The 12,369-nt window shown below is 73.5% G+C and carries 12 protein-coding genes; 4 read left to right on the forward strand and 8 right to left on the reverse strand.

From position 1 onward, the window contains the following. Nucleotides 1-33: 33 nt before the first annotated feature. From J0911_RS04620 to J0911_RS04635, 4 genes are read left to right on the forward strand one after another with little or no spacing between them, the layout of a single operon-like run. The gene (locus J0911_RS04620) at nucleotides 34-525 is read left to right on the forward strand and encodes a (2Fe-2S)-binding protein (protein ID WP_207274293.1); all 492 of its coding nucleotides are present in this window, start codon (nucleotides 34-36) and stop codon (nucleotides 523-525) included. After that, on the forward strand, nucleotides 522-2,936 hold the full coding sequence (locus J0911_RS04625; protein ID WP_207274294.1) for a xanthine dehydrogenase family protein molybdopterin-binding subunit: 2,415 nt from the start codon (nucleotides 522-524) through the stop codon (nucleotides 2,934-2,936). The genes J0911_RS04620 and J0911_RS04625 overlap by 4 nt, the downstream gene beginning before the upstream one ends. Then, nucleotides 2,933-3,817, forward strand: coding sequence for an FAD binding domain-containing protein (locus J0911_RS04630; protein ID WP_207274295.1), 885 nt, complete (start codon nucleotides 2,933-2,935; stop codon nucleotides 3,815-3,817). Before J0911_RS04625 ends, J0911_RS04630 begins: the two co-directional genes overlap by 4 nt. Nucleotides 3,818-3,848: 31 nt before the next feature. Continuing rightward, nucleotides 3,849-4,340 (forward strand): SRPBCC family protein, encoded by a 492-nt coding sequence (locus J0911_RS04635; protein WP_207274296.1) that lies wholly within the window; start codon nucleotides 3,849-3,851, stop codon nucleotides 4,338-4,340. Here the strand turns inward: J0911_RS04635 and J0911_RS04640 are convergent. The 8 genes from J0911_RS04640 to J0911_RS04675 all read right to left on the reverse strand — a co-directional run bounded on the left by J0911_RS04640 (nucleotide 4,327) and on the right by J0911_RS04675 (nucleotide 12,359). Beyond that, nucleotides 4,327-5,925, reverse strand: a complete 1,599-nt coding sequence (locus J0911_RS04640; RefSeq protein ID WP_207274297.1) for an ABC-F family ATP-binding cassette domain-containing protein — start codon at nucleotides 5,923-5,925, stop codon at nucleotides 4,327-4,329. The two genes, J0911_RS04635 and J0911_RS04640, sit on opposite strands and share 14 nt — an antisense overlap. A gap of 72 nt (nucleotides 5,926-5,997) precedes the next feature. Beyond that, nucleotides 5,998-6,825 carry a DUF4184 family protein gene (locus J0911_RS04645; RefSeq protein ID WP_207274298.1) on the reverse strand — a complete coding sequence of 276 codons (828 nt, stop codon included), beginning with the start codon at nucleotides 6,823-6,825 and terminating at the stop codon, nucleotides 5,998-6,000. A 137-nt stretch (nucleotides 6,826-6,962) separates the two neighbouring features. After that, nucleotides 6,963-7,916, reverse strand: a complete 954-nt coding sequence (locus J0911_RS04650; protein ID WP_207274299.1) for an SURF1 family cytochrome oxidase biogenesis protein — start codon at nucleotides 7,914-7,916, stop codon at nucleotides 6,963-6,965. After that, a complete protein-coding gene (locus J0911_RS04655) occupies nucleotides 7,913-8,173 on the reverse strand; it encodes a hypothetical protein (protein ID WP_207274300.1) in 261 nt (86 codons plus the stop codon). Before J0911_RS04655 ends, J0911_RS04650 begins: the two co-directional genes overlap by 4 nt. After that, complete coding sequence (locus tag J0911_RS04660) at nucleotides 8,173-8,589, reverse strand: DUF3099 domain-containing protein (protein ID WP_207274301.1); 417 nt, start codon at nucleotides 8,587-8,589, stop codon at nucleotides 8,173-8,175. Before J0911_RS04660 ends, J0911_RS04655 begins: the two co-directional genes overlap by 1 nt. 115 nt (nucleotides 8,590-8,704) lie before the next feature. After that, a complete protein-coding gene (locus J0911_RS04665; protein WP_207274302.1) occupies nucleotides 8,705-9,556 on the reverse strand; it encodes an energy-coupling factor transporter transmembrane component T family protein in 852 nt (283 codons plus the stop codon). Continuing rightward, nucleotides 9,553-11,400: an ABC transporter ATP-binding protein gene (locus J0911_RS04670; protein ID WP_207274303.1), complete on the reverse strand. Its 1,848-nt coding sequence runs from the start codon at nucleotides 11,398-11,400 to the stop codon at nucleotides 9,553-9,555. Before J0911_RS04670 ends, J0911_RS04665 begins: the two co-directional genes overlap by 4 nt. Then, the gene (locus J0911_RS04675) at nucleotides 11,400-12,359 is read right to left on the reverse strand and encodes a DUF8171 family membrane protein (RefSeq protein ID WP_207274304.1); all 960 of its coding nucleotides are present in this window, start codon (nucleotides 12,357-12,359) and stop codon (nucleotides 11,400-11,402) included. Before J0911_RS04675 ends, J0911_RS04670 begins: the two co-directional genes overlap by 1 nt. Nucleotides 12,360-12,369: the final 10 nt, after the last annotated feature.

Raw genomic sequence — 12,369 nt, forward strand, 5'->3', positions numbered from 1 at the left:
ACACCGTCACAACGCAGTGGCAGAGGAGCGTCCATGACCAGGATCGAGCTCACCGTCGACGGCGCGAAGGTGTCCGACGACGTCGAACCCCGCCTGCTGCTCGTGCAGTACCTGCGCGAGCACCTCGGCAAGACCGGAACCGTGATCGGCTGCGACACCGCCAGCTGCGGCGCCTGCACCGTCCACCTCGACGGCCGGAGCGTGAAGTCGTGCAACGTCCTGGCCGTGCAGGCCGACGGCGCCTCGGTCACCACCATCGAAGGACTCCCCGCCGACGGCGCCCTGCACCCCGTCCAGGAGGCGTTCCGGGAGTGCCACGCGCTGCAGTGCGGATTCTGCACCCCCGGCATGATCATGCAGGCCGCCGACCTGCTGGCCGAGAACCCCGCGCCCACCGAGGACGAGATCCGCCGCGGCCTCGAGGGCAACCTCTGCCGGTGCACCGGCTACCACAACATCGTGCGCGCGGTGCGGCACGCGGCAGGCCCCTCCGTCGCGCACGGCACGGACGGAGGCACGGCATGACCGCCACCGAAGAGGCCCCGGCCACCGCCGAGGGAGACCGGGAGATCGGCCGCGACCGGCGCCGCAAGGAGGACCTCCGCCTCGTCACCGGACGCACCCGCTGGACCGACAACATCGCCCCGCCCGGCACGCTGCACCTCGCCATGGTGCGCAGCCCGCATCCGCACGCGCGCATCACGGCCGTCGACACTCAGGGTGCCCAGGCGTCCCCGAACGTCGTGGCCGTGCTCACCGGTGCCGACCTCGCCGACACCCAGGGCGTGCTCGCCAACGCGTGGCCCATCACGCCCGACCAGGTCACTCCCGAGCACAAGCCGGTCGCCGTCGACCGGGTCGCGTTCGCCGGCGAGATCGTCGCCGTCGTCGTCGCCCGCAGCGCCGCGGCGGCCACCGACGCCGCCGAGCTGGTCGACGTCGACTACGAGGAACTGCCCGCCGCCCTCGACCTCAAGGACGCCGCCGCCGCGAGCCCCGAGAACGGCGGCGCCCTCGCACACCCCGACCTGGGCACCAACAACTCCGCCCGCTGGGTCTTCGACTCCGCGGAGGCCGGTACCGGCGGCGACGTCGAGGACGCCGTCGCCGCCGCCCGGGCCGACGGCATCGTCATCGAACGCGAGTACCGCCAGCAGCGGCTCATCCCCGCGTTCATGGAACCCCGCTCCGTGGTCGTCGACCCCACCGGCGAGCAGATCACCGTCTGGTCCGCCACCCAGATCCCGCACATCACCCGCTTCCTCCTGGCCGCCACCACCGGCGTGCCCGAGTCGAAGATCCGGGTCATCGCGCCCGACGTCGGCGGCGGGTTCGGCGGCAAGCTGCAGACCACTCCCGAGGAGTGGGCGGCGTTCGCCGTCGCGCGGCGCCTCGGCAAGCCCGTCAAGTACACCGAGACCCGCTCCGAGTCCCTGCTCGCCGCCCACCACGGCCGCGACCAGTGGCAGAAGCTCACGCTCGCGGCGACGAAGGACGGCACCGTCACGGGACTCAAGGTCGAGCTGCTCGCCGACCTCGGCGCCTATGTCGCGCTCGTGGGCGGCGGCGTGCCCGTGCTCGGCGCGTTCATGTTCAACGCCATCTACAAGTTCCCCGCCTACCGGTTCGACTGCCGCACCGTCCTGACCAACAAGACCTGGACCGACGCCTACCGCGGCGCCGGACGCCCGGAGGCCACCTTCGCCATCGAGCGCCTCATGGACGAGCTCGCCGCCGAGCTGGGCCGCGACCCCCTCGAGGTGCGCCGCCAGAACTGGATCACCCGCGACGAGTTCCCGTTCACCACCGTCGCCGGACTCACCTACGACTCCGGCGACTACGAGTCCGCCACCGCCCAGGCCGTCGAGACGTTCGGCTACGACGACCTCCGCGCCGAGCAGGCCAGGCGGCGCGAGGCAGGCGACCCCGTCCAGCTCGGCATCGGCATCTCCACGTTCACCGAGATGTGCGGCCTCGCCCCGTCCCGCGTGCTCGGCAGCCTCGACTACGGCGCCGGCGGCTGGGAGCACGCCGCGATCCGCATGCTGCCCACCGGCAAGGTCGAGGTCGTCACCGGCGCCAGCGCCCACGGCCAGGGCCACGAGACCGCCTTCAGCCAGATCGTCGCCGACCGCCTCGGCGTGCCCTTCGAGGACGTCGAGGTGCTGCACGGCGACACCCAGGTCGCACCCCGCGGCCTGGACACCTACGGCTCACGCTCGCTCACCGTCGGCGGCGAGGCCCTGGCGCTCGCCGCCGACAAGGTCGTGGCCAAGGCCAGACCCTGGGCCGCGCACCTGCTGGAGGCGAACGCCGACGACATCGAGTTCTCCCGCGGCAGGTTCGCCGTCGCCGGCACGGACGAGGGCAAGAGCATCCAGGAGATCGCCCTGGCCGCCTTCGCCGCGCACGACTACCCCGAGGGCATCGAGCCGAGCATCGACGCCGAGGTCACGTTCGACCCGGTCAACTTCTCCTTCCCGCACGGCACCCACCTGTGCGCCGTCGAGGTGGACACCGAGACCGGGGCCGTCTCCCTGCGCAGGTACGTCTGCGTGGACGACGTCGGTACCGTCATCAACCCGCTCATCGTCGCCGGGCAGGTGCACGGCGGGCTCGTGCAGGGAATCGCCCAGGCCCTGTGGGAGGAGGCCGTGTACGACGACGCCGGCACCCTGCTCACCGGTACCCTCGCCGACTACCTCGTGCCCACGGCCGCCGACCTCATCAGCTTCGACACGGCACACCGCAGCACACCCGCGACCTCCAACTCGCTCGGCGCCAAGGGCGTCGGCGAGGCCGGCACCATCGCGTCCACGCCCGCCGTCGTGAACGCCGTCGTCGACGCGTTGCGCCCCTTCGGGGTGCACGACGTGCGGATGCCCTGCACACCAGCGCGCGTCTGGCACGCCATCCAGGAAGGGGGCGCGGCATGATCCCCGCACCGTTCGAGTACGCCCGGCCCACCAGCGTCGACGAAGCCCTCCGGCTCCTCGCCGGGTCCGACGACGCCAAGGTCGTCGCCGGCGGCCAGTCGCTCCTGCCCGTGCTGCGCCTGCGCCTGAACGCGCCGGAGCTCGTCGTCGACCTCGGCCGCATCGACACCCTGCGCGGCATCCGCGAGGTCCCCGGGGGAGGCGCGGTCGCCGGAGGCGGCGGCGCCATCGAGATCGGCGCGATGACGCCGTACCACGAGATCCTGGCCTCCTCCCGCGTCCGCGGTGAGCTCGGGCTCCTGCACGACGCGGTCGCCGAGGTGGGCGACCCGCAGGTGCGGCACCGCGGCACCCTCGGCGGTTCCCTCGCCCACGCCGACCCCGCGGGCGACTGCGGCGCCGCGGCGCTCGCCCTGGAAGCCGAGATGGTCGTCGCCGGCCCGGGGGGCGAGCGCGTGGTGCCGGCCGCCGAGTTCTTCCAGGACCTGTTCACCACCGCCGTGGGGGAGGACGAACTACTGACCGCCGTCCGCTTCCCCGTGCACGCCGGCTGGGGTTCCAGCTATCAGAAGTTCACGCGCACGGCCCAGCAGTGGCCCGTCGTCGCCGTCGGCGCGTCCGTGCGCCTGGCCGGCGGCACGATCTCCGAGGCACGGATCGGACTGACCAACATGGGCTCCACCCCCTTGCGGGCGCGCGCCGTGGAGGAGGCGCTCGTGGGCGTGGCGCCGACGCCGGAGGCGGTGGGCGCCGCCTGCGCGGCAGCGGCCGACGGCACCAGCCCGCCCTCCGACCTCAACGGGGACGCCGACTACCGGCGGCACCTCGCCGGGGTGCTCGCCCGGCGGGCCGTGCTGGCCGCGGCGGCGGGAGCGGCATGACGGCGCGGGGCGCCGGGGAAGGCGGCCACCCGTGGAGCTGACGCACGAGTTCACGGTGCCCGCCGACGTCGCCACCACGTTCTCCACGTTCGCCCAGGTCGAGTCCGTGGCCGAGTGCTTCCCCGGCGCGCAGGTCACCTCGGTCGACGGCGACACGTTCACGGGCTCGGTGAAGATCAAGCTCGGCCCGATCGCGCTGACCTTCCACGGCTCCGGGGAGTTCAGGGAGAAGGAGCTCGCCACGGACGGCAGCGGCGGCCGCATGGTGCTGTCCGCGAAGGGCAAGGACAAGCGCGGCAACGGCACGGCCGGAGCGGAGGCCGTCGTCGTCCTCGCCCCGGGCGCGGGTGGGGCCGACGGCCCCACCACCGATGTCCGGGTGCGTACCGACCTCCAGATCGGGGGCAGGGTCGCCGGCATGGGCCGGGGCCTGGTCCAGGAGGTGTCGAACAAGCTGCTCGGCCGCTTCACGGACTGCCTGGAGCAGAAGCTGACCGGGACGGGAGGCCCTACGCCAGGCTGATCAGCTCCGCGTAGCTCTCGTTCCAGAGATCCTCGTCGCCGTCCGGCAGGAGGAGGACACGCTCGGGCTCGAGCGCGTCCACCGCGCCGTCGTCGTGGGTGACCATGACGACGGCGCCCTCGTACGTCTTCAGCGCGCCGAGGATCTCCGAGCGGGAGGCCGGGTCGAGGTTGTTGGTGGGCTCGTCGAGCAGGAGCACGTTCGCGCTGGAGACGACGAGCGTCGCCAGGGCGAGCCGGGTCTTCTCGCCGCCGGACAGGACGTGGGTGGGCTTGTCGGCGTCGTCCCCGGAGAAGAGGAACGAGCCCAGCACGTTGCGCACCTGCGTGTCGGTCAGGTCGGGGGCGGCGTGCCGCAGGTTCTCCACGACGGTCGCGTTCATGTCGAGCGTGTCGTGCTCCTGGGCGTAGTAGCCGAGCTTCAGCCCGTGGCCGGCGTCGACCGTCCCGGAGTCGGCCTTCTCGACACCGGCGAGCAGCCGCAGCAGCGTCGTCTTGCCCGCGCCGTTCAGGCCGAGGACGACGACGCGCGACCCGCGGTCGATCGCCAGGTCCACGCCCGTGAACACCTCGAGCGAGCCGTACGACTTGGACAGCCCGGTCGCCGTGATCGGCGTCTTGCCGCAGGGGGCGGGCGTCGGGAACCGGAGCTTGGCGACCCGGTCGGTCTGCCGCACGCCCTCGGCGCCGTCGAGCATCTGCTCGGCGCGGCGGATCATGTTCTGGGCGGCGGTGGCCTTGGTGGCCTTCGCCCGCATCTTGTTCGCCTGGGACAGGAGCGCGGCCGCCTTCTTCTCGGCGTTGTCCCGCTCGCGCCGGCGACGACGCTCGTCCGTCTCCCGCTGCTTCTGGTAGTTGTCCCATCCCATGGCGTACTGGTCGAGCTCGCCGCGGTTCGCGTCCAGGTGGAACACCTTGTTGACGCACGCGCGCAGCAGGTCGACGTCGTGCGAGATGACGATGAAGCCGCCGCTGTAGGTGCGCAGGTAGTCGCGCAGCCAGGCGATGGAGTCGGCGTCGAGGTGGTTGGTGGGCTCGTCCAGCAGCAGGGTGTCGACGCCGGAGAACAGGATGCGCGCCAGCTCGATCCGGCGGCGCTGACCACCCGAGAGGGTGTGCAGCGGCTGTGCGAGCACGCGATCGTCGAGGCCCAGGTTCGCGGTGATGACCTGTGCCTCCGCCTCGGCGGCGTACCCGCCGGCGGCGAGGAAGCGTGCCTCCAGCTTGGGGTAGCGCTCCAGGGCCCTGGCCATCACGTCCGGGTCCTCGGAGGCCATCTCGGCCTCGGTGGTCCGCATCCTGGCGCTGAGCTTGTCGAGGTCACGGGCGGACAGCACGCGGTTCATCGCGACGACGTCGAGGTCCCCGGTGCGGGGATCCTGAGGCAGGTAGCCGATCTCGTTGCCCCGCGAGATCTGGCCCGCCGCGGGCAGCGTCTCGCCCGCGAGGGTCTTCGTGAGCGTCGTCTTGCCCGCGCCGTTGCGGCCCACCAGCCCGATACGGTCGCCCGGACCGACCCGGAACGTCGCGGGCTTCAGCAGTGCGCGGGCGCCGAAGCGCAGCTCCACGCCATGGGCGGTGATCACGGGATGAGGGTCCTTCGAAGGTCGCGGGAGTGCGGGGCCCATGGCGGCCGAGCCGATCGGGGCCGGGCCAGTCTACGCAGTCGGGGCGGGAAAGCGCAGTGAGTTACGTCGCCGGCGGCCGGTCGCGTGGACGACCCACCAGGCGGCGACGTAGACGACGGCGGCGCCGAACAGCGTGACGCCCGCGGTCTCCGCGGCGGCCCGGAGGAGGACCTCGGCGGAGACGCCGGCCGGGTCGCCGGCCGCACTCCGCCACTGCGGCAGTCCTCCGGCGACGGCGCCCGCGGCGGCGACCGCCAGGACGGTCACGGCCGCGGCGGTCCGGACCCGCAGGCCGGACCGGCGGCGCCACAGGTACCACACGAGCACCACCAGGCCCGCCACGGTGCTCACGTGCTGGAGCAGTCTCGCCCAGGTGAGGCCGCCGACCGCCGGGTCGGACAGCACCGCCACGTGCGTCACGACGTACCCGTCGCCGTGGGTGAACGAGTCCCAGAGCAGGTGCGTGGCGATCCCGATCAGCAGCGACAGCAGGATCCACGCGCCCCGGACGGCTACCGTACGCAACCCGGCCCCACCGCCCGCACCACCCCGCGGGGCCGCGCCGTCCGCCGTCGGACCTGTCGCGAGTAGCGCCGCGGCGGGCCGCCGAGCCGCCCACCAGGCGGCGACCAGGAGGACCGCGTAGGGCAGGGCGACCGTCAGGGAGCCGGTCAGGCCGTGCGAGGTGGTCGCGTTGAGATACGGCTCGTACCAGGACTGCGCGGTGACGGGAACGGGCAGGGCCCGGGCGAAGTAGGGCAGGTCCGGCGCGATCGCCCCGGCCACCAGGCCGGCCGCGCTGAAGGGCGGGCGCACGAACGGCAACACGGCGGCAGGGTGGGACGGAGTGAAGGGCATCGCCCCAAGAGTAAGCGGTGCTCGACGAACCCCGGCTGCGGACCTACGCCGCAGGATCGACGACCGTGATCCGAGGTCCGACGACGTGCACGTGCCCAGGATCACACATGACGGAGGACGTGCCCACGGCACGGCTTTCAGCGGAACTGGGAGTCGATGAGGGCGTCCTCGTCGTCGGAGTCGGCGGTGGGGCGCGACAGCAGGCCCCGGCCACCGTTCCGGGCCGGGCGGCGCGCGCGCGACGTCGTCCCGCCGGTGGCCGCGTCGACGTCGGGCGCGGCCAGCAGGAGGTCCCCGGCCGACACCTTCTCGCCCCGCAGCGCTCCCCGTTCGCGCCGCCACAGCAGCACGTAGCCGGCGAGCGCGCCGACCGAGAACACGCCCCACTGGAACGCGTAGCTCAAATGCGACCCGGGGTCGGTGTCGGGCGCGGGAAGCGCGACGGGCGCCGTCGCCGGCCGTGGCTCCTCCGCGCGGAGCGCCCCGTACGCGCCGACGGTGCGGCCGTCGGCCCAGGCCGCACCGTCGGGGCCGGCGGCCAGGACCTGGCCGGTCGAGATCGCCTGTACCTGCCCTTGCGGAGCGCCGCGCGACGACGGCGGCTCGTCGAGACGCAGCGACGCCGTCACCTCGACCTCGCCGGCCGGGGGCTCCGGCACGGACGCCGGCGCGCTCCCGTCCGTGCCGAGGGGCACGAACCCGCGGTCGATCACCACGACGATGCCGTCCGGCGCGTCCGGATGTTCCGCGACGAACGGCACGAGCACGTGGTAGCCGGGCGTGGAGTGCACGGGCCGGTTGCGCAGCAGCACGGTCGCGTCGGGTTCGTACCGGCCGGTGAGGGTGACCGGCCGCCAGACGGCGTCCGCGGGCAGGGCGGCGCCCGGCCCGTCCAGGACGTCGGCGAGCGCTACGGGCTCCGCCGACCAGTTCGCCTCGATCAGATCGATCTGCGCGGTGCGGTCCTCGTACCGGTCCCACTGCCAGCGGCCCGCGACCAGGCAGAGCGCGGCCAGCAGGAGCGCGGCGACACCGAGCACCACCCACTGCCGGGTGGTGCGGGGCGCGCGGGTCCGGTCGGCATCGCTCACGCGGGCCCCTGCTGGTCCAGCTCGCCCGCGGGCACGGTCCGCTTCCAGAAACCGCGGGCGGACAGGAACTGCTCGAGGTGCTCGCGGTGGTCGTCGCAGGCGAGCCACACCTTGCGGCGCTGCGGGGTGTGCAGGCGCGGGTTGTTCCACAGCAGGCCCCAGGTGGCTCCCGCGCGGCAGCCCTTGGCGCTGCAGATCAGCTCGTCGACGGGGTCCGGCGTCGCGGCGGCCCCGCCGCCCAGTCCGAGGACATCCATCAGTTCTGCTTCTCCACCGGTTCGTCGCGTACGTCGTCGAGCAGCGTGTCACCGTCGATGACGGTGTGCCCCGTGCCCGACGGCGGCCGCCCCGCGCCGTCGGGCACGTCAGCGGCCGGGGGCAGCGCGGCCGGGCCGTCCGGCACGTAGGCCTGGGCGTCGCGCGGGGTGCGGTTCGGCCCCGCGTTGACGAAGACGACCGCGGTGTACGGCAGCACGACCGCGCCGGCGGCAAGCGTCCACCCGAGCCAGGCGGGTCCCATGGTGAGGCAGAGGATCGCGGAGACGAAGCACACCAGCCGGATGGCCATCTGGATGAGATAGACCTTCGTGCGCCGTGCCTGATCGGCGTCCAGCGACTCGGGGACCGACGTGATCGACTGGACCTCGGGCTCGGGACGGGGAGCCTTGCTCATCACCCCAGTCTACGAGTCGTGTGCGGGGGTCGGCGCCGACTCCGGATCGCGGCCGAAGACCATCCCGTGGCGACGGATCGGCTTCACGGATTCGTCGAGGAGAACCCGGAGTACGTCACCACCGAGCTGCTGGACTTCCTTGGCCGCTGAGTGCGATGCCGCCTGCCCAGTACGCCAGTGCCACGACCGCGAGCGTGGCCGCCAGCAGGGCGGCGTCGGCCGCCGTGAACCGCAGACGGGCCAGCCGCAGCGCCCGGCCCGCGCCGCCGACGCTGCCCGCGGCGGTGAAGCCGCGCGTCTCCAGCGCCTCCACCGTGGTGCGTGTGCGTTTCGCCGTGTTCAGGACGAGCGGGTAGAAGGACCGGACCAGGATCGTGCCGAGGCGGACGACAGGACGCCAGCCGAGGAAGCCCGGTCCGCGCGGCGGGGCGCCGCGCAGGCGGTGGCCGTCGACGATGGTGCGGAACTCGTCCACGAGCACGGGGATCATGCGGTAGCCGTAGCTCACGGCGAATCCCAGGATCTCCGGGGCCCGCATCGCCAGCAGGGCGTCGCTGATCTTCTCCGGGTCGAGGGAGGCGAACGCGGCCATGCTGACCAGCGACACCGTGCCCAGCTTCAGCACGGGCAGCACGAGCGCGCCGATCGCCGCGGGGTCCTCACGCAGGATCAGCAGCATGACGAGCAGGTACACGAGATCGCCGACGATCCCGAGCAGGAACAGCCCCAGGAGCAGCGGGCCGATCCTCGCCGCCAGCGCCGCGGCCAGGGCGGCGGCGAAGAGGACGGCCAGGACCCCGACGTCGTAGGTGAACCACGGGGCCAGCGCCCCGATCACGTACCACCACACCACCGCGCGCGGGTCGCGGACCGCGAGGAAACCGCCGCGGGTGGCGTACGCGACACGCATCAGTTCGAGGGTGACCCAGTCCACGGAGAGGCGGTCGAGACCGCGCCGGGTGCTCATCGAGACGCCTCCGTCCTTCCGGCGACGGCCGCCCCCGCGTCGGCCGGCCGAGGCGGTACGTCCGGCGGGGGCGACGCGGTCTCGGCGGGGGTGGTGAGGCGGGAGACCAGTTCCGGGACCGTGCGGGGCACGGGGGACAGGCCGAGCCGCCTGCCCACCTGGGCGACCTGGGGCGGCACGAGGTGGGCGCGCGCGAGCAGGGCGTCGTCGGCGAACAGGGCCGCAGGGGTCGTGTCCGCGATGATCGCGCCCTCGTCGAGGACGACGACGCGACTGGCCCACTCGGCGACGAGGTGCATGTCATGGGTCGCGACCACGGTGCACCGGATGTGCTCGGCGAGGTCGGCGAGGAGGCCGATGACGTCGTCCCGGCTGCGCAGGTCCAGGCTGGCGGTGGGCTCGTCCAGGAGGAGCAGCCGGGGACGCATGGCCAGCGCGACGGCGAGCGTGGCACGGCGCTGCTGGCCGCCGGACAGCAGCCGGCCGTCGCGGTCGGCGACCTTGGCCAGATCCATGCGGTCGAGGACGCGGGCGACGAGCTCGTCCGCACCGGCCACCCGGCGGCCACGGGGGAACATGGCGACGTCGGCCGCGACGGAGTCCTGCAGGAACATCTCCTCCGGATGCTGGACCAGGTAGCAGACGGTGCCGGCGAGCTCGGGGGCCGAGACCTCGCGCGTGTCCCGGCCGTCGACGGTCACCGTGCCGGCGCGGGGCAGCGCCAGTCCGGCGAGCAGGGTGAGCAGGGTGGACTTCCCGGCCCCGTTCGACCCGACGAGGGCGACGCGCTCGCCGTCGAACAGGTCCAGCGACAGGCCGTCGACGACGGTGGACCGCGGCCCGTCGATGGTCAGGTACCCGTGGGAGACGTCCCGCAGCGAGGCGATGACCGCGTGGCCCGCCCGGTCCTGCCGGTCCGGGCCACCGGCCTGCGGGCCCCGGGCGACCGGGTCGGCGTCCGGACCCGCGCCAGGACCGGCCGCCCTCGCGTTCACCACCCCGGCGAGGGCCGCGACGCAGTCGTCGACCGTCAGGGGCAGCAGGGATCCCGGGGCGAGCGCCCGGGCGATCTCCACGACCTGCGGTGCCGGCACGTCCGCCGACGCCAGGTCCTCGTGCCGGGCCAGCGCCTCGGCCGTCGGGAGGTGCCAGCGGACCACGCCGTCGTCGACGAGCACCACGCTGCGGGCGTACCGGGCGATCAGCTCCGCGTGGTGCTCGATGACGACCACCGTGGTGCCCCGCTCGTTGAGCCGCACCAGATGCTCGTAGATCTCGGTGGCCCGGGCGGGGTCGACCTCGGCGGCCGGCTCGTCCACCACGAGGACGCGGGGCGCCAGTGCGAGCGCGCCCGCCAGCGCCGTCAGATGCTGCTGGCCACCCGAGAGCTGCCAGGTGAACGTGTCCGCGATGGGCTCCAGTCCCAGACCGGCGATGACGGCGTCGGCCCGCCCGCGCCAGTCGGCCAGCCCGAGGTTGAGGGGCGCGTAGGCGACGTCGTCGCGCACGGTGGGGCGCACGAGCTGGTTGCCGAAGTCCTGGAACACGTACCCCACCTCGGAGGCGAGCTCCGCGACCGACCGCCTGCGCGTGCCGCGCCCGTGCACGCGCACCGACCCGGACAGGTCGCCGTTCCAGAAGTGCGGCACGAGCCCGTTGAACGTCTTGGCCAGGGTGGTCTTGCCCGAGCCGTTGCCGCCGACGACGGCCACGAAGTCACCCGCGGCGATCGTCAGGTCGACGCCGCGGAGCGTGTCCCGCTCCGCTCCGGGATACCGGAACGTCACGTTCCGGACCTCGATCGCGGGGGCGGCTCCGCGCGGGCCGTCGTCGGCGGCCGGCATCAGGCGTCGTCCTCGTCGTGCTCGTCGGCGGCGGACGCCAGGGCCCGCTGCGTACCGCGCGCCCGCAGCGCGGCGATGACCGCGACGATCACGAGCCCGGCGACCAGGCCGAGCAGCGCCGCCAGCCACGCGTACGACTCCGCGAGCGACTCCGCGTTCGCCGCCTCCCACTCACCGAGCGCGGTGACCGGGTTGGCGACCTCGAAGTGCTCCTCCCACTGCCCGAGGACGCCGACGGCGGCGGCCAGGACGATGCCCAGCACACCCACCAGCCAGAACGGCGAGCCCCAGGGACCGACCAGACGTGGCGGCGCGCCGGGGTCCCGCGGACGCAGTCCCATGAGCGGCTCGATCTTGCCGTACAGGCGCGGCGCCAGCCAGATCGCGACCAGCCCGCCGAAGAGCGCACCGGTGACGACCAGCGCGAGCGCGAGCTCGATGCCCTCCGCCAGCACCACGGCGGCCAGCCCGCCACCGGCTTCCTCCCCGGCCTCGGGATCGATGCCCACGCCGAACTTCGCGACGTCGATGATCCCGGACGACACCTTGTCGATCGACACGAGCGCCATCGCGGCCCAGAACAGCTGTGCCGGGCGCCGGGGATCCCTGACGACGCAACCGGCCACGTACGTCCCGACGAAGAGCTGCAGGAACCCCTCCAGCTCCCCGATTCCCGAGAACGAACCGAGCAGCATGTCGGCGATGACCGCCTCGCCGACGGCGACGCCGAGCGCCACCCACAGCGGTGTGAGCAGCGCGGCGAGCACGACGGGGATGAACGCGAAGTACGCGACCTCCAGCTCGAGGCTGCCGACCTCGAACTTCGGCAGCAGGTCGGCGACGATGTCGGCGACGCCGTACAGCGTCATGGACAGGATCATGATCATCAGCTTCTGCGAGCCGGAGATCCCGTCGGGGTCGTGGAGGCGGGCGCGCAGGGCGCCGGCGGTGGTGGTCATGCTGGGCTCC

Origin of the sequence: Myceligenerans salitolerans (assembly GCF_017349295.1) — a bacterium.
Classification (GTDB): Bacteria; Actinomycetota; Actinomycetes; order Actinomycetales; family Cellulomonadaceae; genus Myceligenerans; species Myceligenerans salitolerans.

Coding starts and splice junctions, on each gene's coding strand:
- J0911_RS04620 (WP_207274293.1), top strand. CDS start 34: ATGACCAGGATCGAGCTCACCGTCGACGGCGCGAAGGTGTCCGACGAC.
- J0911_RS04625 (WP_207274294.1), top strand. CDS start 522: ATGACCGCCACCGAAGAGGCCCCGGCCACCGCCGAGGGAGACCGGGAG.
- J0911_RS04630 (WP_207274295.1), top strand. CDS start 2,933: ATGATCCCCGCACCGTTCGAGTACGCCCGGCCCACCAGCGTCGACGAA.
- J0911_RS04645 (WP_207274298.1), bottom strand. CDS start 6,825: ATGCCCTTCACTCCGTCCCACCCTGCCGCCGTGTTGCCGTTCGTGCGC.
- J0911_RS04655 (WP_207274300.1), bottom strand. CDS start 8,173: ATGGATGTCCTCGGACTGGGCGGCGGGGCCGCCGCGACGCCGGACCCC.
- J0911_RS04660 (WP_207274301.1), bottom strand. CDS start 8,589: ATGAGCAAGGCTCCCCGTCCCGAGCCCGAGGTCCAGTCGATCACGTCG.
- J0911_RS04665 (WP_207274302.1), bottom strand. CDS start 9,556: ATGAGCACCCGGCGCGGTCTCGACCGCCTCTCCGTGGACTGGGTCACC.
- J0911_RS04670 (WP_207274303.1), bottom strand. CDS start 11,400: ATGCCGGCCGCCGACGACGGCCCGCGCGGAGCCGCCCCCGCGATCGAG.
- J0911_RS04675 (WP_207274304.1), bottom strand. CDS start 12,359: ATGACCACCACCGCCGGCGCCCTGCGCGCCCGCCTCCACGACCCCGAC.